Source organism: Wolbachia endosymbiont (group A) of Scambus nigricans (assembly GCF_947251485.1).
In the GTDB taxonomy this organism is placed as follows: Bacteria; Pseudomonadota; Alphaproteobacteria; order Rickettsiales; family Anaplasmataceae; genus Wolbachia; species Wolbachia pipientis.
The window spans coordinates 485931-506424 of the sequence record NZ_OX366356.1 but is presented as its reverse complement, the minus strand read 5'-3'; the positions used below and the strand labels follow the sequence as shown (position 1 = coordinate 506424).

The 20494-nt window shown below is 35.3% G+C and carries 17 protein-coding genes and 11 pseudogenes; 8 read left to right on the top strand and 20 right to left on the bottom strand.

Annotation, left to right across the window (positions count from 1 at the left end; translation table 11 throughout):
• Nucleotides 1-34: 34 nt before the first annotated feature.
• The 7 genes and pseudogenes from OPR46_RS06685 to OPR46_RS02915 form a co-directional block, all read right to left on the bottom strand.
• Nucleotides 35-543, bottom strand: a pseudogene (locus OPR46_RS06685) (hypothetical protein); the annotation flags it as partial.
• 104 nt (nucleotides 544-647) lie between these two features.
• A pseudogene (locus tag OPR46_RS02940) lies at nucleotides 648-1352 on the bottom strand (major capsid protein); the annotation flags it as partial.
• Nucleotides 1349-1570, bottom strand: coding sequence for a hypothetical protein (locus OPR46_RS02935; protein WP_265043951.1), 222 nt, complete (start codon nucleotides 1568-1570; stop codon nucleotides 1349-1351). The gene OPR46_RS02935 and the pseudogene OPR46_RS02940, both read right to left, overlap by 4 nt.
• Nucleotides 1533-1814: pseudogene (locus OPR46_RS02930) on the bottom strand (head decoration protein); the annotation flags it as partial. The gene OPR46_RS02935 and the pseudogene OPR46_RS02930, both read right to left, overlap by 38 nt.
• A 107-nt stretch (nucleotides 1815-1921) precedes the next feature.
• Nucleotides 1922-2008 (bottom strand): annotated as a pseudogene (locus tag OPR46_RS02925) (head decoration protein); the annotation flags it as partial.
• Between the two features lie 125 nt (nucleotides 2009-2133).
• Nucleotides 2134-3156 (bottom strand): S49 family peptidase, encoded by a 1023-nt coding sequence (locus OPR46_RS02920; protein ID WP_265043949.1) that lies wholly within the window; start codon nucleotides 3154-3156, stop codon nucleotides 2134-2136.
• A pseudogene (locus OPR46_RS02915) lies at nucleotides 3156-4346 on the bottom strand (phage portal protein); the annotation flags it as partial. The pseudogene OPR46_RS02915 and the gene OPR46_RS02920, both read right to left, overlap by 1 nt.
• Here OPR46_RS02915 and OPR46_RS02910 point away from each other — a divergent pair.
• Nucleotides 4317-4499 carry a hypothetical protein gene (locus tag OPR46_RS02910; protein WP_265043948.1) on the top strand — a complete coding sequence of 61 codons (183 nt, stop codon included), beginning with the start codon at nucleotides 4317-4319 and terminating at the stop codon, nucleotides 4497-4499. The pseudogene OPR46_RS02915 and the gene OPR46_RS02910 overlap by 30 nt on opposite strands.
• Here OPR46_RS02910 and OPR46_RS02905 read toward each other — a convergent pair.
• From OPR46_RS02905 to OPR46_RS02875, 6 genes and pseudogenes are all read right to left on the bottom strand, one after another.
• A pseudogene (locus tag OPR46_RS02905) lies at nucleotides 4447-4890 on the bottom strand (terminase gpA endonuclease subunit); the annotation flags it as partial. The gene OPR46_RS02910 and the pseudogene OPR46_RS02905 overlap by 53 nt on opposite strands.
• Nucleotides 4820-5011 carry a hypothetical protein gene (locus OPR46_RS02900; protein WP_265043946.1) on the bottom strand — a complete coding sequence of 64 codons (192 nt, stop codon included), beginning with the start codon at nucleotides 5009-5011 and terminating at the stop codon, nucleotides 4820-4822. The gene OPR46_RS02900 and the pseudogene OPR46_RS02905, both read right to left, overlap by 71 nt.
• Nucleotides 4986-6317, bottom strand: a pseudogene (locus tag OPR46_RS02895) (phage terminase large subunit family protein); the annotation flags it as partial. The pseudogene OPR46_RS02895 and the gene OPR46_RS02900, both read right to left, overlap by 26 nt.
• A pseudogene (locus OPR46_RS06680) lies at nucleotides 6314-7893 on the bottom strand (ankyrin repeat domain-containing protein). The pseudogenes OPR46_RS02895 and OPR46_RS06680, both read right to left, overlap by 4 nt.
• A gap of 3 nt (nucleotides 7894-7896) precedes the next feature.
• Nucleotides 7897-8376, bottom strand: a complete 480-nt coding sequence (locus OPR46_RS02880; protein ID WP_265043942.1) for a hypothetical protein — start codon at nucleotides 8374-8376, stop codon at nucleotides 7897-7899.
• Nucleotides 8377-8389: 13 nt separating this feature from the next.
• Nucleotides 8390-8683, bottom strand: a pseudogene (locus OPR46_RS02875) (DNA-methyltransferase); the annotation flags it as partial.
• Between the two features lie 18 nt (nucleotides 8684-8701).
• Between OPR46_RS02875 and OPR46_RS02870 the strand changes: the two are divergent.
• Together OPR46_RS02870 and OPR46_RS02865 are read left to right on the top strand one after the other, a co-directional pair.
• Nucleotides 8702-8851, top strand: a complete 150-nt coding sequence (locus tag OPR46_RS02870) for a hypothetical protein (RefSeq protein WP_265043940.1) — start codon at nucleotides 8702-8704, stop codon at nucleotides 8849-8851.
• 61 nt (nucleotides 8852-8912) lie between these two features.
• Nucleotides 8913-9128, top strand: coding sequence for a hypothetical protein (locus tag OPR46_RS02865; protein ID WP_265029702.1), 216 nt, complete (start codon nucleotides 8913-8915; stop codon nucleotides 9126-9128).
• Here the strand turns inward: OPR46_RS02865 and OPR46_RS02860 are convergent, their stop codons facing one another.
• A complete protein-coding gene (locus OPR46_RS02860) occupies nucleotides 9129-9641 on the bottom strand; it encodes a phospholipase D family nuclease (RefSeq protein ID WP_265029701.1) in 513 nt (170 codons plus the stop codon). It abuts the gene before it with no gap.
• Between OPR46_RS02860 and OPR46_RS06675 the strand changes: the two are divergent.
• Nucleotides 9640-10673 (top strand): annotated as a pseudogene (locus OPR46_RS06675) (patatin-like phospholipase family protein). The gene OPR46_RS02860 and the pseudogene OPR46_RS06675 sit on opposite strands and share 2 nt — an antisense overlap.
• 91 nt (nucleotides 10674-10764) lie before the next feature.
• Here OPR46_RS06675 and wmk (OPR46_RS02840) read toward each other — a convergent pair.
• Nucleotides 10765-11667: a WO male-killing family protein Wmk gene (gene wmk, locus OPR46_RS02840; RefSeq protein WP_265043937.1), complete on the bottom strand. Its 903-nt coding sequence runs from the start codon at nucleotides 11665-11667 to the stop codon at nucleotides 10765-10767.
• Between the two features lie 7 nt (nucleotides 11668-11674).
• On the bottom strand, nucleotides 11675-12589 hold the full coding sequence (gene wmk, locus OPR46_RS02835; protein ID WP_265043935.1) for a WO male-killing family protein Wmk: 915 nt from the start codon (nucleotides 12587-12589) through the stop codon (nucleotides 11675-11677).
• A 113-nt stretch (nucleotides 12590-12702) separates the two neighbouring features.
• Here wmk (OPR46_RS02835) and OPR46_RS02830 point away from each other — a divergent pair, with 113 nt between their 5' ends.
• A complete protein-coding gene (locus OPR46_RS02830) occupies nucleotides 12703-13587 on the top strand; it encodes an Rpn family recombination-promoting nuclease/putative transposase (RefSeq protein ID WP_265043934.1) in 885 nt (294 codons plus the stop codon).
• A gap of 255 nt (nucleotides 13588-13842) precedes the next feature.
• Here OPR46_RS02830 and OPR46_RS02825 read toward each other — a convergent pair whose 3' ends face one another.
• Nucleotides 13843-14142: a hypothetical protein gene (locus tag OPR46_RS02825; protein ID WP_265043932.1), complete on the bottom strand. Its 300-nt coding sequence runs from the start codon at nucleotides 14140-14142 to the stop codon at nucleotides 13843-13845.
• A 28-nt stretch (nucleotides 14143-14170) separates the two neighbouring features.
• On the opposite strand from OPR46_RS02825, the gene OPR46_RS02820 reads away from it, so the two are divergent.
• A complete protein-coding gene (locus tag OPR46_RS02820; RefSeq protein WP_265043931.1) occupies nucleotides 14171-14335 on the top strand; it encodes a hypothetical protein in 165 nt (54 codons plus the stop codon).
• A 91-nt stretch (nucleotides 14336-14426) separates the two neighbouring features.
• Here OPR46_RS02820 and OPR46_RS06670 read toward each other — a convergent pair whose 3' ends face one another.
• Together OPR46_RS06670 and OPR46_RS02815 are read right to left on the bottom strand one after the other, a co-directional pair.
• Entirely contained in the window at nucleotides 14427-14558 is a 132-nt protein-coding gene (locus OPR46_RS06670) for a transposase (RefSeq protein ID WP_406833331.1), read from the bottom strand.
• A 150-nt stretch (nucleotides 14559-14708) separates the two neighbouring features.
• On the bottom strand, nucleotides 14709-15002 hold the full coding sequence (locus OPR46_RS02815; RefSeq protein ID WP_265043929.1) for a transposase: 294 nt from the start codon (nucleotides 15000-15002) through the stop codon (nucleotides 14709-14711).
• A 355-nt stretch (nucleotides 15003-15357) separates the two neighbouring features.
• Here OPR46_RS02815 and OPR46_RS02810 point away from each other — a divergent pair, with 355 nt between their 5' ends.
• A complete protein-coding gene (locus OPR46_RS02810; RefSeq protein WP_265043927.1) occupies nucleotides 15358-15561 on the top strand; it encodes a hypothetical protein in 204 nt (67 codons plus the stop codon).
• A 93-nt stretch (nucleotides 15562-15654) separates the two neighbouring features.
• Nucleotides 15655-15949, top strand: a pseudogene (locus OPR46_RS02805) (integrase core domain-containing protein); the annotation flags it as partial.
• Here OPR46_RS02805 and OPR46_RS02800 read toward each other — a convergent pair.
• Nucleotides 15940-20439: an NB-ARC domain-containing protein gene (locus tag OPR46_RS02800; RefSeq protein WP_265043926.1), complete on the bottom strand. Its 4500-nt coding sequence runs from the start codon at nucleotides 20437-20439 to the stop codon at nucleotides 15940-15942. The pseudogene OPR46_RS02805 and the gene OPR46_RS02800 overlap by 10 nt on opposite strands.
• Nucleotides 20440-20494 lie beyond the last annotated feature (55 nt).

The window sequence follows — 20494 nt, the reverse complement described above, 5'->3', positions numbered from 1 at the left end:
TTAATATAATATATGAGTATCTAAATATAAGCACTTAACTTATTAGAGATATTATTCGACTATCTTTCCAACTTCTGTGCAAATGTCGATGTTCATGCCACTTCAGTACTCCCGGGTAAAATACTAAAATGTGCTTTTCTAATTCGTGTATTGAGTCTTTTTGCTCTGAATCCAAGTCATTTTTATAGTAAACGTTGTGTTCTGCTAAAACATATTTTCTGACCTTCTGATCTGTATAATTTTCTACTTTGTAACGATGGATAATGCTGAATCTTTCTAAAATTAGCTTGTGTTTTATAGCTCTTTTTACAATAATCCGAACAGACCGTAATATGCTACTGGCCTGCTATAGCCATAAACACATATCTTATCGCATTCGGACTATTATAAGAAAGGCTATAAACTCCAATGTTGCCCTGAAAGTTTATCGCTTCCCAATACAAATTTATTCCCTCTTTCCTCTACACTACTAACTGGAAAGCATGCGTTTATTTCTCCTAAATTCCAACTATCCGATAATACTATCTGCGCTTTTGCAAATTTATAGCTCTTTTTACAATAATCCGAACAGACCGTAATATGCTACTGTCCTGCTATAGCCATAAACACATATCTTATCGCATTCGGACTATTATAAGAAAGGCTATGTACTCCTCAAATGTTATTCCACAGAACGTAAATCCTGATCTCATATCATTTCGAAGTGCTGCTCCTTCTTGCCATCTTTCATATGCTTCTTTCACTTTAGTATGTGAAGTGAGTGCATCAAAAAACTCAGGGCTTACTAAGGCATGAATTCCGGTCAGATATTCACCACTTAAGTTATCTTCAACATGGCGCAATACTTCCAGACACTTACGCTTTACATCAGTTGTTGCTGTTCCCAGTGCAAAATTTACTACCTTTGGCGTAATTTCAAATTCATTGTACAGATTTAATAACTCCGATCCATCAGCATCCAAAATTATTCCTTTCAATGCTCCCATCCGCAAATGTTCTAACGTTATTGCATGTTTGTTTCTCATTAGCTGCAAATGATCCGTTACTACATCTGCCAGCGCTTTAAGTTCACTCTCTGATCCAAATGCCCTTATTCCCTGTACTTCCTCTGGTAACACTACATCATCATGTGGAATATGTGGAATCGTAAACGTTCTTACCTTTCTTTTTCCTCTTTTTCCTACTGTTGCTGGTGCTCCTGGAACTTGTGTTGGCAACAGGCTTAAAACTCCATTATGTTCTTCTATGGTGATATGTCTAAATCTTACTGACCTACTTGGAAACAAGTTTAAATTTTCAACACGTCCATAATTTATCGGCAATATATTCATCGCATTTGTTAGTGCCGTCATACTATAGCCTTTCTTATAATAGTCCGAATGCGATAAGATATGTGTTTATGGCTATAGCAGGCCAGTAGCATATTACGGTCTGTTCGGATTATTGTAAAAAGAGCTATAAATGCTGCATTTGTAAATGGATTTTGCATTTTTTCTTTTCCCCCTTTGTGTTTTTTATTGTTTAATATAGCTTTAGGCCGCTTTACGGATAATGATTCCTCGTGCTTCAAGTTGCTTTATTGCTTCAGCTTTCTGTTCTTCAGTGATATTTGCTGGCCACACAACTGCATGATCTGCTAGTATTGCACCACGAGTAATAATTACTGCTTTGGCATTTTCTGTCGCATTTACATCACTTACTATTGCACCTATTGCTGTTTGTGTGCCATCTGTTCCAGCAGGATTAAGTACTCTAATAAAACCATCTTCCGTCTTTTTGGCAACTACTGCACCAAGCTTAAGATTTTGACCTTTATAGCCTTTCTTATAATAGTCCGAATGCGATAAGATATGTGTTTATGGCTATAGCAGGCCAGTAGCATATTACGGTCTGTTCGGATTATTGTAAAAAGAGCTATAGCTACTGTTATTTGGTCTCTTGAATATAGGTTGGACACTTCATATTTTAAAAGATCGCCTAAATTATTTCCCTCAGTTATACTTGTCATGTCTTTTTCTCTCCTTTTTTTATTTTTTTACCGCCATATTTGTAGTTGTTATACGCGGCGGTTATAATTGTGGCACGTTTTGAACACTTATTTACCGCGGCGATTATATACCACGGTTAAGACCATCAAATGCACCGACTTTTCGCTACCTGTATCATTAAATCTTCTCCTGAATTCTGTGGTATTGCACTCAGTATTTCTGTCTTCTTCGTTCGCTCTGCTAGCAGTTCCATTAAAACTTCCCTGGCTTGCTCAACACTTACGCTTTGCTCAATAAATTCTCCTATCTTTTCTGGCATCTTTGATATATTACATAATCTTATTATCTCTAAAATTTCTCCACGACAGTTCTCGTAGCCTTCCTCAATAGTTGTCATACTAACACTCCTACTTTTATGATTATTGATAAATTCAAAAAATGTTGTAACTCCATCTGCAAGACCTATTTTTACTGCTTTCTCGCCAAAATATAGACCTGCTTCTGTTGATCGAATCTTTTCAATTGAAAGACCTCTGTTCCTTGCTATTAGCTGCAAAAACATTTCATATAGTCGGCCTACTTCTTTTTGTAAGCTTTCTAAACTTTCAGACGTCATTGGCTCATGTGGGTTTAAATCATTCTTTCGACTACCAGCAAAGATTGTGGTGTACTTAATACCTTGCCTTTCATCAAACCTACTTTGATCTATGTGACTTGCTATTACTCCAATACTTCCTACTCCTGAAGTTCTACTCACAAATACCTTTTCAGCGCTAGAGGCTATAGCGTACGCAGCAGAATATGCATCATCATTTGCTATTGCAATAATTCTCTTTTTTGCTCTTGATTCATAAATAAAATCAGCTAGGTCAAAGACACCGTTTACTTCTCCTCCTGGACTGTCTATGTCAAGTAGAATCGTCTCTATGCTTTTATCTTCTAAAGCACTCTCTATCTCTTCATGAATATTTTCATACGAAGTCATATCTAAAGTATGATCAAAAGCTTCTGTTTTTTTTGTCAAAACTCCATAAATACGTATTATTGCTATTCCTTTTGGGTTTATATGAAAATGCTTTAAGTTCTTAAAGATAGGTTGTTTGCTGTTATATAATGATAGTAGTTCAAAGCTTCTTCTCTCTACCATTACTGGTTTATTTATCCACATCACCTTCCTTCCCTTTTATGATTAACATCAGAATCGAAACAAAGTCCAAAAGAATTAGCTCGCTTTTGATCTTCTGCTATTTCTTGGTCAATTTCTTCTACATCGTAACCCATTTCTGATACTACCTCCGATCGACTTTTGAAGCCATTTCTTACTGCCATTTGCTGTGCTTGCTGGTCTTTAAGTGGATCTACCCAATCAAATCCCTGTGGTATCCATTTTACATCTTTAAATATTTGATTATCTGTTGTAGAAAGCTCTCCAGATAAAGTGGCAAGTTCTAGCCATCTACTCCATACTGGTCTGCAAAATTGGAATACTATAATGTTATGTTGCAGCATAGCGCATCGACGACGAAACTCTATTAATCCTGCTCTGATTGATGAGTAATTAACACCTGTTAAATCTCCTGTTAGCTGTTCATATGTTATCCCTGTACCAATCGCTATTGCCCTCAGTTGCTGTCTCATGAATGCTTCATAACTTCCTCCAACATCAGATGGCTCTGAAAATTTTATGTCCTCTCCTGGGTCTAAAAGCTGCATTGTTCCTGGCTCTAAACCTGATAGTGCTACTCCTTGCTCATTACTTTCACCTTCTCCCATGATATTTGCTTCTGGATCGAGTCTCGTAATAAATCCAGCAAACATTGCTGCAGTTTTCTTTCTCACCAGCTCTGCATCATCATATTGATCAAGCTCATAAAGTTTCAGAAGTATACTCGAAAGCCATGGCTCTCCTCGAATCTGACCAGGTCTTAGTGGTCTATAAATATGTAAAACATCATTTGCTGGCACTCTCACTGATTCACCAAACGAACCTTCACCAGGGTGTTCTCTAAATAAGTAATATGCCTCTCTTTGTCCAAGCCTGTTAAACTCAATGCCGTTTCTTATTACATTACCATTGGCTAGTGTTTTATTGCTCTTATTGTCCAAATGCTCTGATTCTAGTACTTGCAGTTGTAATGGCACAGAAAATCCATCTTCCAGCTTTCTCGTTCTTAAACGTACAAAACATTCTCCTCCCTCTATCATACTTCTGCACACTATAGCTTGTAATCCATAAAAATCACTTACTCCGTTACTGTCTGCTTCATCTGTCCATTTTAGCCATAATTCTTGCACCTTCTTTCGAAATTCTCCATCTCTTGCTTTTGATTGTGGTTTTATTCCTGTTCCAATAGAGTTATAGCTCTTTTTACAATAATCCGAACAGACCGTAATATGCTACTGGCCTGCTATAGCCATAAACACATATCTTATCGCATTCGGACTATTATAAGAAAGGCTATAAACTATTCCATTTACTCTCTGGCCAACGATCGATTCCAAGCGCAATAGATGCTGCTCTCGCATAAATTCGGCAATCCAGTACTTCATTTCTTTCTCTTACCTTTTGCCACTCTTGTTTGGCGTATCCTTTTACTACCTTGCTGACTAATTGCTCTGCCGTTAGCTGCTTAAAATATTCAGGTGCATACTCAGGAAAATGACAATATCCTGCTGGCACTTTCTCTTCTTCTTTCAAAATATTAAGTAATTGAAAAAGCTCTGACTTTAATATCGACACTCCTACTGTCCAGAGCTTTATTCCTCTCTTTAGCTTTTGACCACCAACTGTTATATCTACTCTACTTGGGCTGCTAAGTGGTACTAGCGCTTTATTTACACCTTTTACTGCCATTACTCTTCCCGACCCTTGATGACCTCTTACCCAGTTGTATAGCCTTTCTTATAATAGTCCGAATGCGATAAGATATGTGTTTATGGCTATAGCAGGCCAGTAGCATATTACGGTCTGTTCGGATTATTGTAAAAAGAGCTATAAACTTCCTGTGTTGCATATCCTGCATCAACTGCCATCATACTTATCATATATTCAAGCCCATTTTCACCGATAAAATGATGATTGAGGAGCTCTGAAAGCTTTTTCCATACTTATCCACTTCCTGTGTCTCCTTCAAATACTCGGTAGTCTATTGACCAACTTTCACGGCTTTTTCCCCATGCTACAACTTCTACTTCTAACCGATCTTTTTGAACATCAACACCTACAGTAAGTACCGCTTCTCTCTTAGGTACTGTGCCTACGGGAAAAAATTCTCTTCTGTTGAATAATTGCTTCCAGTCTGGTACTTCTCCCTTATCTACCCAGGTTTCTCCAAGCGTTGTGTTGATCCAAACTTTCAGTAATTGTTCACTTTCCTTTGCATGCAGAAAATCCTCTACTGCTTGTTGCCAACTATACCACCCAACTGGGCTATAAAGACTTGAAAGGTGAAATCCTATTACCTTGCTATTGTGTACTTGATTTGTAGCTCTCCATTCTCCACGGTCTAGCATCTCTGTCTTTTGATGATTTTCTATTTTGCCGCTACATTCAGTGCAGACATAATGTGCTGTTCTTGCGTCGTTGTTTTCCCATTTAATTTGTGACCATTTTAGAACTTGATAGTAATTACAATACGGACATGGTACAAAAAAGTACTGCTTATCTGTTGCTTCAAATTCTTTCTCAATTCTGCTTATTCCATGAATCGTTGGTGTTGATACTAAAAAAATCTTTCGCCGTGCAAATGTATTAGTTCGTTCAATACTGAGCAGTACTGGATCTCCTTCTCCTCCTGAATCTCCTGGATAGGCATCTATTTCATCAAGAAAGAGATACTTTACTGGCATAGAGCGAAGTCCTACACTGCTGTTTGCTCCGGTTATTACTACTATTCCACCTGGAAATTCCTTACTTTGTACAGTATTGCCTGAATCTCTTGATCTTGGGTCTTTTACTTTACTTTTTAAACATGGTGTACTTTCAATCAGTGGCGCAAATCTTCCTTTTGACCAACGCTTTCCCATTTCAACTGTTGGCTGTACTACTAGCATTGGTCCTGGTGTTTGATCGATGATATAGCCAATCCAATTGTTGCCAGCTTCTGTTCCTCCAATCTGCGCTCCCTTCATAAATACTACTTTTTCTGCTGGTGAGGACGGAGAAAGTGAATCCATGATTTCTTTTAAATAAGGAGTTCTTTCCGTTCTCCACTTTCCTGGCTCTGATGCTGCAGTTGGTGCTAGAACTCGATACTCATTCGCCCACTCTGATACTTTAAGCTCTGGATCTGGTTTTAAACCTTCAGAAAATGATGTGGCGTATATCATATTGCTAGCTCTTCACCATCATTAGATGATACTTCAACATCACTTAAATTAGGACTTACGCTCTCACTTGTTTTCTCACTTTCGAGTTCAATAAACATTTTCTTTTCAAGCGCTTCTTCTATATACTTCTGAATTAAATTACTCATTACTATTGCAGCTATGAGTGCAACTATTCCCACCATTACTGCAGCTATAATGTTAGGGTAAATTCCCACTATCGCTATTGCACATACTGTTATAGAAACACAGATGATATTGATATATTTCTTTATTTTTTTGTCTGCTATTTTCCTTTCTTCAAAATATTTATTGCTCAATAAATGAAACGTTGGAAAGTTGTCATTTTTTCCAAATAAAACTATATCTTTTTCTTTGCTTAATAACTTTATCAGTTTTACGTTATTTGTTGTTATTGCGTACTGAAAAACATCTGTAGCATCTGCTCTTTTCTTTAGCAGTAATTTTACTATATTAAAATGTCTATTTATTGCTGCAAGATATATCGCTGATTCTCCTTTATTGTTTAAAATATCTACTTCAACTCCCTCTTCTAAAATCTCTTCTAGGAACTCCTCATATCCTTTTTTTGCAGCTAAATGAAGTAAACTGTTTTTATCTTCTCCATATTTACTACTCATTAAAATTTCCACTATATCTTGTTTATTCCTTTCTCTTGCATAACAAAATGGTGCTTTGCCTTTATCATCTCTAATCAAAGGATCTATATCTTCTCGCGTTAGTAAAACCTCTATTGTTTTAAGTCTTTCAGCATAATGTAATGGTGTTTTATTTTCATAGTCTTGTAAATTGACCTTGGAGTTTGGAGCATTTGTTAAACACCTTACAATATCCAAACACAAATCTCGTTCATCATAATTGCTAACGCTTACAGCATTGTGAAGAGGTGATAACTTTGTTGCATTTTCTCCACTACCGGTCCTATTTATAGCTCTTTTTACAATAATCCGAACAGACCGTAATATGCTACTGGCCTGCTATAGCCATAAACACATATCTTATCGCATTCGGACTATTATAAGAAAGGCTATGCATCGAGGTCTACTAGTTTTTTTACTACTCCTATTTTCTTGTTGTTTACTGCATAATGAATTGCTGCGTGATTTCTCGCATCAAGAATGTCCTTATCCGCATTTCCTTCTCTAATTAAAATTTCTACTATTTCTTCATTTCCAGCTCCTGCTGCTAAGTGTAATGCTGTATGTAGTAGAGCATTCTGCTCATTAACATTAACCCCTTTGTCGAGTAAAAACCTTACAGCATTTGCTTCATTCAACATCGCAGCTAAGTGGAGTAAGCTATCTTGCTCTGATCCGTATTTGTTATTAATTAGCGCCTGTAATATTTCTTCTCTTGCACAAGAGAGCGCACTTTTACCATCATCAGTGATCAGTGGATTAATATTTTTCCTGTTCAGTAAGAGTGCAACCATACCAAACTCGTTAATTTCTACTGCATAATGCAGCGGTGTCTTTCCATTTAATCCTCTAACATTTACATCCACTCCTGGTTGATTAATGAGACACTTTATTAATTCTAAACTTAAGTTAGCAGACATTATTTAAAACTTAATATTAGATAATTCTTGTAATGAGTCTGTAATCTCTTCGGTTAGCGCCATATGAATCTTTTCAGTGTCACTCAGTGATGCAAGCAGTGCTGAAACTCTATTTGTAATATTAAGCAAATTATTACGGACAACTCTTGCTACATTAAATGCATCGCGCTTTACTTCCTCTACTGCTACAAGTTCTCCTATCTCAGCCTTAGCTTTCGCCTCAAGTAGTTTACCTCGTTCCATTTCATTTTTTATTCGAGTTTTAAGCAACATTGTGGAAAGGTTACTTGTATTTTCGTTTTCTGGATTTTTCCTCCTCAGTGGCTGACTTGGATCTCTTATTGCTGCTACCGCTTCATTTGCTTGCTCTCTATTGATCAAACCATCCTCCAACTCAACTATTCCTTTTTTTACTAAATAACAGACATATTGCTTTGAAACTCCTAGTTCTTTTGCCCATTCCGTTTGTGTGATCTTTTCCACTTTTTTTGCCCCTTTATTGCTGTTTTTCTTCTTGAATTTGTGCAAAAGTTTTGTCAGTACCAGAAAGAATTGCCTTCCTACCTGTGTATATTTGCCAACGTTTTATGGTTACATCTACAAATTTTGAATCTAGCTCTATTGTTCTGCAAATTCTTCCTGTTCTCTCACATGCAATCAGTGTACTTACAGAGCCACTAAATGGATCAAGTACTATATCTCCTGGTCTACTGCTATTAACTATTGCTCTTTCCATTAATTCTACTGGCTTCATTGTTGGATGTAGTGAGTTATAGCTCTTTTTACAATAATCCGAACAGACCGTAATATGCTACTGGCCTGCTATAGCCATAAACACATATCTTATCGCATTCGGACTATTATAAGAAAGGCTATAATATCAAAGATATATTGGAGTCATAAGGATCTGCAGAAGAGCAATACGAATTCAAATAGTGACTACCACAGCAAAATATAGAAACTGAACATATTTCTTCTTTTATCAGTAATTTGCAATTATTTTATAACCAGTAAAAAATATGCTAAACAAAAAAATCCCAATCACAGTAATAGTAACGATGGTAATACAAACCATAGCAACAATTTGGTGGCTCGCTAAGCTTGATTTACGGGTTCACATGCATGATAAATTTATAGAGCAGAACAACGGATTGACCGTTATGGTATATCGTCTGGAAGAGCGGGTAAAAAATCTTTCTGAGGAACTTGACGAATTCAAAGCCAGCTCAAAGTAGTTATTCTGGTTCATAAGGCTTGGATTGCGATTGACGATTTTTCCAATTTTCCACGTATTGCTCAACTAACAGAGGATCTCCCATTATAATCAGTAGGTTTTCAGTATTCCTTGATTCAGCTGCATATGTAAAATTAAAAGATCCAGTTATTACTTTGCTATCATCAATAATAATTATTTTATTATGAGCAATTGCAGGTTTATAGTCTATGTATATCGGTATTTTTTGCCTAAATAATTCATTGATGACGCTGTATTTTGAGCTGACCTGTGATTCATCTAGGATAACCCTAATATCAATACCACGTTTTTTTGCTCTAATTAAAGATTGTGCAATAGGCTTTGAAGTAAATTGATATGCCTGAACCAACACGGATTTTTTAGCATGATCCATAGAATCAATTATTAGACTGGTACAATTTTCTCTAGGAGTGAAACATACAGTAGTACTTGGACAAGAAACACAACCTGATAAAAGAGAACAAGTTAATAAAATCATTAAATATCTAAACATGACTAAATATATCCTTTCAGTTGACGGTGGAGGCATAAGGGGCATAATACCAGCCATAATATTAGCAGAAATAGAAAAGAGAGCAAGAAAACCTATTTCCCAGATTTTTGATCTTATGGCTGGTACTTCAACTGGTGGAATTATTGTAGCAGGGTTATGCAAAAAAGATCAACAAGGAAATCCTCAATACTCTGCCAATGATTTGGTTGAACTTTACCAAAAGTACGGGTCATATATTTTTAAATCTTCATTTTTTAGGCGATCAATATTATCTTGGTTTAACTGTGCACAATATCCACATAAAAACATCGAATCGATATTAGAAAAATATTTTGGTGATGATACTCTACAAAACACTTTAAATAATGTACTGCTTACCAGTTACGACATTCAGAATAATTGCCCATTTTTCTTCAAAAGCTGGAAAGAGGATAGGAATTTTATTAAATTAAGGGATGTATTAAGAGCAGCAACTGCAGCACCTACTTACTTTGCACCTAAATATTTAAAAATCAACCAAAAGGAAATGGTATAGCCTTTCTTATAATAGTCCGAATGCGATAAGATATGTGTTTATGGCTATAGCAGGCCAGTAGCATATTACGGTCTGTTCGGATTATTGTAAAAAGAGCTATATTAGTGGATGGAGGGGTATTTGCCAATAATCCAGCTGCTTGTGCATATGCAAGTGGCAAGAGGTTATTTCCAAATGATGATATTCTACTGTTATCGATAGGTACTGGAAGAACAGACAGAAGCATAGAGTATGCCAATTCAAAGAGATTTGGAAAAATAGGCTGGATCAAGCCACTACTGAATGTGATGTTTGCTTCAAGTTTAGATGCAGTCAACTACCAACTTGATCAAGTTATAGCTGATAAATATATACGTATACAATTGCAATTGAAGCTAGCGTCGGCTGACATGGATAACATTACATTAAAAAATATCAAATTTCTTCAACAGGAGGCAAATGCAATGATAGAGGAAAATCAGAAAGTGATAGAGAAATTCTGTGATGTTTTATCTTGATACGTCAAATTCTGCAGAGCTAAACAAGGATTTAGACATATTAAATATATAACTATTTTTACTTATATCTTAATATATTATTTAACACAATTCAATTTTCACACTCATCAGCAGTTAGGCCACTTGCTCGCACAATAACATCACTAGCAACACCTGCCTCTGCTAGATTTTTCGCAACTTTGATTTTTTCTATTTTTTTAACTTTTTCCTTACTATTCTTCATATCCCTAGATAAAAATTTCTTCACTAATTCTTGCTCTTCAGTTTTTCTGAGTAAATTGAGTAGTTCACTATCTTCATTTGTTTCAGGTAGCAAAACTTTAATATTCACTGATAATGCTCCTGCCATTTCATATAATTTATCAAATGTTATAGCAGTGTACCCTCTTTCATATTCGTGTATTTCCTTAAGTGTTAAACCAACTTTATCTGCCAAATCTTTTTGAGTATATCTTCTTATCAACCTCCATTCTCTTATTCTTTGCCCTACTCTGTAATATATAGAATCAGTGCAGATTTCTCTCTCTGTATTATCATACTCGTAAATAGATAAGCCGGTTGCTTGGGAAATTATGTCAACTGAACCCCCTTCTTTCAATAGATTTTTTGCTATTTCCAACCTTGCCTCCTCTTGATTGATTTTCTCGCTAATATGAACAAACCTGACTAATGAAGGTACTATTTTGCCTAACTTTTGATCCTCGTATATTTTCGTCAGATAGAGTATTTCTTCGTCTTCATCTTTATACTCTCTTACTACTACTAGTTCAGGTAGCAGATCTATAGCACTAACCGATAGTTCTTTTGCTATCGTATATAATACTTCAATTGGAATAGCGCTATAGCCACTTTCATAGATGTTCACCTCTTGATATGTTAAACCTATTTTATTTGCTAATTCTATTTGAGTATGCCCTTGCGTTAACCTACAATTTTCTATTTTTTGCCCTACTTTGTAGCTTATAGGACTAACATCACTTACAGAAACAAACATGTATACCTCAATTCAAAAAACAATCTTTTTGATCAGCAGATAAACCAACTATTTGCAAAATAATATCAATAGAAATTCCCCCTTTTACTAGATCCTTTGCAACTTTGATTCTTTCCGCTTTCCTCACTTTTTCTTCACAAATCCGTATGCCTTCAAACAAAGATTTTATTAGTGCATGACGTAGTTCTTGGCTTTCAATTTCTTTGTATTCTTTAATCAAATCAGGCAGCTCATTTTCTACTTTACTACCTTCATCTTCTTCTATTAGTAGATCTGTAATATTAATTGATAACACTTCTGCCATTTCATATAATTTATCAAGTGGAACAGCAGTCCTTCCTTGTTCATAGTTGCTTATTTCGTGACGTGTTGTACTCATTTTCTCTCCTAAATCTTTTTGAGTATACTCTCTCACTAGCCTCCATTCTTTTATCTTCTTTCCTATTTTGTAGTAGATAGAACCCGTTTTTTCTTCAACACATTCATCAGCAGACAGACCAATTGTTTTTGAAACAGTATCAACAGAAACTCCTCCTTTAACCAGACCTTTTGCAATTTTTATTCTCTCTGTTTTTTTACTACTTTTCTCACTAACTTGAACAAATTTGGTTAATAAACAAAACATCCTACGTAACTCATGATCGTTAATCTTTTTATATTCTCTTATTAGATTTAGTTCCTCATTTTTAAAGCAGGCTTTCTCATTTGATACAGGAATTAGGTCTATAATATCAACCGATAACACCTTTGCTATAGCATATAACTTTTCAATCGAAATTTTACGTATTCCTTTTTCATATTGTAGTACTATTTGATATGTTACACCGATTTTTCCCGCTAAATCTTTTTGAGTATATCCTCGCTTTAGCCTCCAGCTCCTTACTTTTTGTGCTATTTGGTACCTTATCGAGATATTTGCCATAAATATTATACAAGTTAATACTACCAAATAAAGATATACAAAATGTTTGCATTTTAGTTGAATATTTCTTCACAATTGTGTACAATTATTAATGCTTTTTACTTACTCTTGCTATGGCTCTTTCGAAGTTTCTCGATCCAAAATTAGATTTAACATTTAGGAAAATCTTCGGTACTGAAAAAAATAAGAATATCCTTATCCATTTTTTGAATGATATCTTAGGCTTTACTGGAGTCAATGCTATTCAGGATGTTGAGTTCCTCAGCACCATTATGAATCCTGAGATTGCTTCTGATAAACAAAGCATCGTTGATGTCCTCTGTAAGGATTCTCTCGGAAATAGGTATATTGCGGAAATGCAGCTCGCTCGTGATAAAGGCTTTGAGAAACGTGCCCAACTTTATGCTGCTAAAGCCTACTCAAGACAGTCTGGCAATTACATTGATTTTAAGACAGTGTTCTTTATTGCTATTTCCAATAGTACTCTTTTTCCTTCAGATGTTTTTTATATTTCCACTCATAATATACGAGATATAAAGACTAACGGACACTATTTAAAAGATTTTCAATTTGTCTTTATTGAACTACCTAAATTTACAAAAAGTAAAGTAGAGCAGTTGGAAACTACAGTTGAGAGATGGTCCTTTTTCTTTAAGTATGCAGAAGAAACAACAGATGAAGATTTAAGAAAAATAGCAGAAAAGTCACCAATAATAAAGCTAGCATATGATGAATTAGATAAGTTCCATTGGAATGAGAAGGACCTATTAGCTTATGAAGAAAGGGTAATGGATTTACAGAAAGAAGCTGCTATCTTGGAACAAAAACTCGATGATGCTAAACATGAAGGTAGACAAGAAGGCATCCAAATCGGCCATGAAAAAGGTAAAATTGAAGTTGCCAAAAACTTGCTTAAAGCAGGTGTATCTATTGACTTAATAGCTGAGTCTACTGGCCTCTCTCATTCTGAAATCTCACAACTCAAAGAAAAAACATAATATCCCTACTTATTCACTTCAACATTTATGAAAACCTTCTCTAAGTTAGACATATCCCCTCATTAAGAATCTAGTCAACTGTCTAAAACAGCTATGAAGATTGTACATAGAATTATATAAATTACTATCATAACATTACCCAAATTTCTATATCAAAGCCACCCTCACTTTAAATTTTCCACTACTTGGCATATTATAGCTCCACCCCTTATATTATAACTCACCTATTGAGATTACCTCTAAGCTTGGTTACTCCTATCTCAGAAAGACAAGTTGATACTTTCTCCTTTGAATGGCTGTGAACTGAAGCATTATAGCCTTTCTTATAATAGTCCGAATGCGATAAGATATGTGTTTATGGCTATAGCAGGCCAGTAGCATATTACGGTCTGTTCGGATTATTGTAAAAAGAGCTATACTTAAATAACTTTGAGGCTCTAAACTCATCTGCTGTTTTTTTGCATCATCAACTTCTAATCTACCATCTCTGTTGTGTAATATCTGCTCTATTGATTGATTTAATACAATATTTAGCCTGCTATTAAATTGAATCATAAACTTGTCAAACTTCTTCGGACTTAACTTGCCAGGACATCCCGCCTCTCTACCAGGACACGCCTTCTCTACATATGAATTTATAGCTCTTTTTACAATAATCCGAACAGACCGTAATATGCTACTGGCCTGCTATAGCCATAAACACATATCTTATCGCATTCGGACTATTATAAGAAAGGCTATACTTTGATATGTCGTTTAGTAGCATGATCCCTATGTCTAATAAGATATAACTTGTTACTTGCCATATATAGCTAACTCAAATAAGGTTTACCGGATTTTTAAAAAATAAAATCAACAGCATCATGAATATTCGGCCAAAAGATCTGTAGTACTTTTCTTACAGCGTGTTTAATAGCAAACCAGAAATGCTCAATAGGGCTTAAGTCAGGCGAATATGGCGGTAAAAATATTACCTTACATCAAGCTTCTTCGATTAATTTCCTCGTTTTTACAGATTTATGGAAAGGTGCATTATCGAGGATTACTGTTCGTCCAGGTTTCAATACTGGAACTAGAATATTTTAACGTATGCTTCAAAAAATTCACCATTGCAATAACCCTCAAATACGCATGGTTTTTCCTTCATTTAAGGCTCCAATTATGCTGATTCTTTTATTCTTAAACGCAGGCTTCTCAGCAAATAATCTCTTGCCTTTTGGCGCCCAGCCATATGCATAAAATTCGTTATTATCAATGCCAGATTCGTCTATGAACACTAGGTTTTTCTCTTCTATCATCGCTATTTTTTCTATAAATTCTTTACGCTTTTCTTCATTCCTCTCTTGATAAAGAAAAGTTTTTTTATATGTATAGCCAACTTTTTTTAGATAATTGTACGCTGTATTTTTGCACATCTTACCAAATTTCTCGATTATTTTATCAACTGTGAAATCCTGATTATCCTCTATAAACTTGCTAAAACTATTTATATCTTTAATCTTCCTCCTATGACCTGTTATGGTTTTGACATTCTTAACTTTCCCACTTTTTTTATTTAATTTACCATCTTTACCATAATATTTGATCTAGGTAACCCTTATTTGAGTCAGCTATAATATCCCATTTGGCAGTTTCTACATTTTTCTATTTAATTGTGGTTGAACTACCACTTTTCCCTCCTTCTTTATATCTTTTCCCTATCTTATTCTCTCTAACAAAATTTTGTTTACAAAACCTAGTATAATTGCAGCTTTAAATAAGGCGAAAATTATGGCGACTATGACTTTCAAAGGCTACTGCGATACAGACATTTTTATAGCTCTTTTTACAATAATCCGAACAGACCGTAATATGCTACTGGCCTGCTATAGCCATAAACACATATCTTATCGCATTCGGACTATTATAAGAAAGGCTATAATAGCTGATTTAAGCAATTTTAGGTGCCAATACTACAGTCTGAGCAAGCAGTGATTTCGGATAATGCAACCTTTCATAAACCCAAGAAAATATAAGATGGCGATTCTGCTTTTTTATGAGCTGTTCGGACTATTAGGAAAAAGCTGTAATAGCATATATGAAAGATTTCATAGAATTATACAAGATGAGCGTTACAACATTAGTTCTTTGAAAGATCTACAGGTTGATGTTGATCTTTGGTTGCGTTCTTATAATCAAACAAGACCTCACTCAGCGAATACTGCTACACCTATACAAACATTTTTTGACAGTAAACATATTTGCTTTTCAGAAAAACATTGGTAGGATTAGACAAGAGTCTTATATTAATTTTTACTACATCAATTCTTCTGTGTCAGATAAAATCTTGTCTTTTAAAGAAGATATTACATATTATTTCTGAAATCCAGTCGAGTTACTAACAACCGATACCTCATCAAGATAATTATTGGGTAACGATTTAAACTTCTTTGCAACATTCATAATTCTTGAACCTACCGCATTTGGATCTACATTTTTAATCTCTGCAATAAGTGCTTCTTCAACATCCATAGTTTTGTTCTCAGACACTTGCTTAGAAAATTCGGCAACCTGACTACTAAATTTTCCAGTACTCTTTACTCTTTTTATTCTATCATCAGCATTTAATAACTTCCTTTTTTTCCCTGTAAATTCTTCTTTATCCAATGAATCCTTGTGAGCAATTTCTACACTTCCTCTTTCCCTTGCTTTCTTATTTAACGAATACCCAGATGATGAGACCTCTCCACCCCCCTGTTTTTTTCTTGGATACGCATGCACACCACTAGACTCCTCTAGTATACCAATTGATGTTTTGAAATCCACTTCATTTAATCTTTCCATAACCAACAAAGCTTTCTCCTTGCAGGATCTTCCTTCAGCATGCTCACCTAAAATGTTATAAACTTTTTCAAGCATTAATAGCACTCCGTGTACAGTAGAAGCCTGATATTCGTCAGAATAATCAACTAAACTAATAACTTCCGAGCTCTGACTAACGTAGCTAAATACTTGCTTATATTCTTTTAAATATAAGCAAGCATCAATAAAGCCTTCTAGCGCTTCAGCTACTATTGTACGATATTTTGCATTATTGATACTAACTGAACCTTTTAAAGTCTTTAATACCATATCAAGATTATAATATTGCATATTATAATTCTCTAAATTTCTATAACCAATACCGAGTCTTAATCTTATTTTTAACATTGTATCAAGATCGCTAGTAGAAAGTTGTTCATAATGACTCAAGGCTTCCTCAAGACAATCGACTTCTTCATAATAATTGTCAATATCCCTATGAGCACTAGCAATTCTGCACAAAAGGTCAATCAATTTGTGATAGGCAAAATCACCACTCGGATTAAAAGAAAGATAAGTAGTAAAGGCATTTTCAAGCGCAATCATCTCATAATAAATATTATTTTGTTCTTTATAATGTTGAGCTATTTCTAATAGTAAATCAGTTGCTTGGTATTGACTCAAAAAAGAATTTTGCTCAAAAACAAAGCTAACAACTTTACCAGAAAACTCTCCTTCTGCTATAGAATACTCCAGTTCATTCTCAAGATCACAACATTCCATGACATATCCAAGTGTTGAAAGAGAAGAATCGCGCTTGTCTAAAAAAATGGACATAGCTCTTTTAATTAGAACCTTCTTTATATCTAGGTTACTCCCAACCCTAGCAACAGCTAACAGAACCTTGGCTAATGACAATTCATCCTTATGATAATAACATTCGTAAACTGTAGACAGTAAATCCTCGTTTAAAATGAAACTAGTTTCTTCCACATAAGAGCCCAAAGTACGACAAGCATCAACCAGTTTTACAAAAGCTCCAGATACTTCATGATCATAAGGAGAACCCTGATTTCTATAAAGCTCTCTAAAAATCTCTATGCTCTTCTTAAGACTATTGATTTCTGCAACATTTTCTCCCAAATTTCGCTGAGCATCAGCAAGATTTAATAGTGCATAAGCTGTTTCAGAAGCACAACCAGGATAATTTTTTAAAATTTCTATACCTTTTTCAAGATATAAGATCTTTCCAATATTGTCTTGTAAAAATCCAGTAGCATTACCAAGTTTTATAAATACTTTAGCCACCTTCACCTGAGTTGCATCAAGTCGGGATTCAATCCCCAAGAGCTTTGTAAGCACTGATACTTCATTTTCTGCTATTTCCAGGTCGGAATATGCTTCAGCCAATAACCATAATAAAGGCTGTACATAACATCTTTCTACATCTGATGCACTTTCAGGATCCTTTGCTGCCCAACTCTCTACATGAAACAAAAACTCCTCTAAGTGTGGTGACAACTGTTCCTTCCTATCATAGTCTTCCACACCTTCAATACCAACAGGGAAAAGACTTTTTAGTAATTCATAAGTCTTTTTGATAACCTCTTTCGTTCTTTTCTGATCACCTAATTGTAATCGGATTACTTCTTGAACCAATCTTTGAACATTTAGTGTGCTTTGTTCTTGTTTACCGTTCACCATAGAATATCTTGTAAGCAAACGAATAGCTAACTCCAACTTATTCTCATCACCTCCCGCTAAATTTAAAAACATTCTCCTATCGATATTCCGAGGTTCAAGATAAGACACAATTTCCAAAATCTCTAAAGCCAGACATCCATGTTCTCTATTACTTAATATCATATCAAGTGTAACCTTCCACGTTGTAAAAGTTGTACTAGCATAGGTATTATCAACACCCATAAACACATCAGAATCAAGCAGTTCCTTTTTCTTTTTGTTATATTGATTCAAATAATTACTAAGACCAAACCTACCTGACCTTTGATCTAGAATATGTGACACTGCTTGTTGTAGAGCTAAGGGAAAAGATTCCACTACACTTACCAATTTTTCTATTTCTTCGTCTTGAGAATCATCCTTTATCTCCAGTTCTTTTTTTACAAATTGCAACGCATCATCTGGTAACAACCCTTTTAGTTCTATACATCCTATTCCTTCCAATTCTCGATCACGAGAAGTAATTAAAATATAAGGCTTGTTATCACTAGATTTTAGAGAGTACAATGGTAAAAACTCCTTTAGACACTTAACATTCCAAGCATTATCAAAAATAAAGAGACTTTTCCTATCTGCAAAAAACCTATATACTTCTTTCACAATATCTCCTGCAGTCTTTTTCTTTCCATCTCTGCAATCAAGATTAATCCCCAACCTATTATCTCTAGCTAATCCAAGAAAAGACTGTACAAGCTCTGCCTTGCCCCCAGCATTTATCCATATTACATTTTCGTCGTAATCCCTGAAATATTTTTGCGCATACTTCCTAGCTAACTCAGTTTTGCCTATGCCACCCAACCCAGTAATAGACACCATTTGTGATATCACTGACGTTTTTTCTGAATTTTGTATCCTACTATGTAAATCACTTAATTCTTTTTCTCTTCCAGTAAATAATGCCACTGGACCTTTTACTTCAAACCAAATCGGCTTTGAATTTTCTTTCTTCACTGCCTTTAAAATGGCTTTCTCATATTCAGCATATTCTAAAGCTGATTGAGTTCCACCAGTTCCACTTGAGTTATCTGAAGAAACTCTGGTGTCACCTCGACGAAGTGACAAACAACGTAGCATTGCTATTGGACTATTATCACTACTAGAACCTTCTGATTGTCTACTTTCCCCACCTCCTGGACCTTGTCCACCTCCTGGACCTTGTCCACCTCCTGGACCTTGTCCACCTCCTGGACCTTGTCCACCTCCTGGACCTTGTCCACCTCCTGGACCTTGTCCACCTCCTGGACCTTGTCCACCTCCTGGACCTTGTCCACCTCCTGGACCTTGTCCACCTCCTGGACCTTGTCCACCTCCTGGACCTTGTCCACCTCCTGGACCTTGATTTATAATCAAATCCTTTATACTATTTATTTCACTTTTAAGAGAAGCAATATCACCTTTCTGAGCTATTCCTTTGATTTTGATTTGTTCTAGCATTTCCTGAGCTTTCTCTTTTAAATTTATTCCTCCTAAAGTATATTGATACTCATCTTCTTGGACAGTTGAATTGCGATTCACGTGGACTGTTTTTTGCTTTTTCATTATAGCGCCAACCCCTTCTTCCTCAAAGGCTAAAGGATGTCTGTAGCCGTATCGATCGCCAGAAGTTCCGCAAAATTGTAAATACACAGAGTTTGATTCTTCCTTTATAATTATACCCGTTTGATTGTATACTTTATTAGAAGACACATATTGTCCATTGTGCTTAAAGCTAATTGAAGACTCATCTAATCCTTCAATGTCACCTAAAAGAACACCTTCTATTATCGAATCAACCGATAAATCCTCCAATTTTTCACAAGCATAGTATACTGCTCTAAAGGCAGCACATAATGATAGCTTTGACAGGACTGGAGTATTAAGTCGACTACCTGTCAATTCTATAAATTGCTTTTCAAAACTTTGGAAAATTTTAATTCCAGCTTCCAATAAGATTAGATCGGAAACAACCTTAGCTTTGGATTCAAAAATTTCAACAATTTTCCCAGCTTTTCTTTTTCTCCTAGACAGACTACTAATAACCGCATTAGTAAAGTTTCTGGCAAATAATGTCGCTGAAGGTGCAGCTCCTAAAAAGGAACCGGTAACTGCACAACCTGCCATCGCCCCAGCGAATGAAACCGGAAATTCTTTTGCGACTTTTTTAGCAAATCCCCCTTTTGACATGCAGTGAGATTTAGCTGATTCGAATAAGATGTAAGCATTACTCATAAAAGATTTTGCAAAAAAAAATAATTTTCTCTCTACCTCCATGGGTGGTTGACGAACAAAAACTACTTCAGCACTTTCCCTTGAAGTGCCTGGTTGATCGCTTCTTCTCAAACCAATCATAATTCCTCCATATAAATCTAAGTATCTTAATTGTACAAGTCAAAATTAGAAATGC

Coding starts and splice junctions, on each gene's coding strand:
- OPR46_RS02920 (WP_265043949.1), bottom strand. CDS start 3,156: ATGTGGATAAATAAACCAGTAATGGTAGAGAGAAGAAGCTTTGAACTA.
- OPR46_RS02900 (WP_265043946.1), bottom strand. CDS start 5,011: ATGCAGGATATGCAACACAGGAAGTTTATAGCTCTTTTTACAATAATC.
- OPR46_RS02870 (WP_265043940.1), top strand. CDS start 8,702: ATGCTACTGGCCTGCTATAGCCATAAACACATATCTTATCGCATTCGG.
- OPR46_RS02865 (WP_265029702.1), top strand. CDS start 8,913: ATGCTAAACAAAAAAATCCCAATCACAGTAATAGTAACGATGGTAATA.
- OPR46_RS02860 (WP_265029701.1), bottom strand. CDS start 9,641: ATGTTTAGATATTTAATGATTTTATTAACTTGTTCTCTTTTATCAGGT.
- wmk (WP_265043937.1), bottom strand. CDS start 11,667: ATGTTTGTTTCTGTAAGTGATGTTAGTCCTATAAGCTACAAAGTAGGG.
- wmk (WP_265043935.1), bottom strand. CDS start 12,589: ATGGCAAATATCTCGATAAGGTACCAAATAGCACAAAAAGTAAGGAGC.
- OPR46_RS02830 (WP_265043934.1), top strand. CDS start 12,703: ATGGCTCTTTCGAAGTTTCTCGATCCAAAATTAGATTTAACATTTAGG.
- OPR46_RS02825 (WP_265043932.1), bottom strand. CDS start 14,142: ATGATTCAATTTAATAGCAGGCTAAATATTGTATTAAATCAATCAATA.
- OPR46_RS02815 (WP_265043929.1), bottom strand. CDS start 15,002: ATGTGCAAAAATACAGCGTACAATTATCTAAAAAAAGTTGGCTATACA.
- OPR46_RS02810 (WP_265043927.1), top strand. CDS start 15,358: ATGGCGACTATGACTTTCAAAGGCTACTGCGATACAGACATTTTTATA.
- OPR46_RS02800 (WP_265043926.1), bottom strand. CDS start 20,439: ATGATTGGTTTGAGAAGAAGCGATCAACCAGGCACTTCAAGGGAAAGT.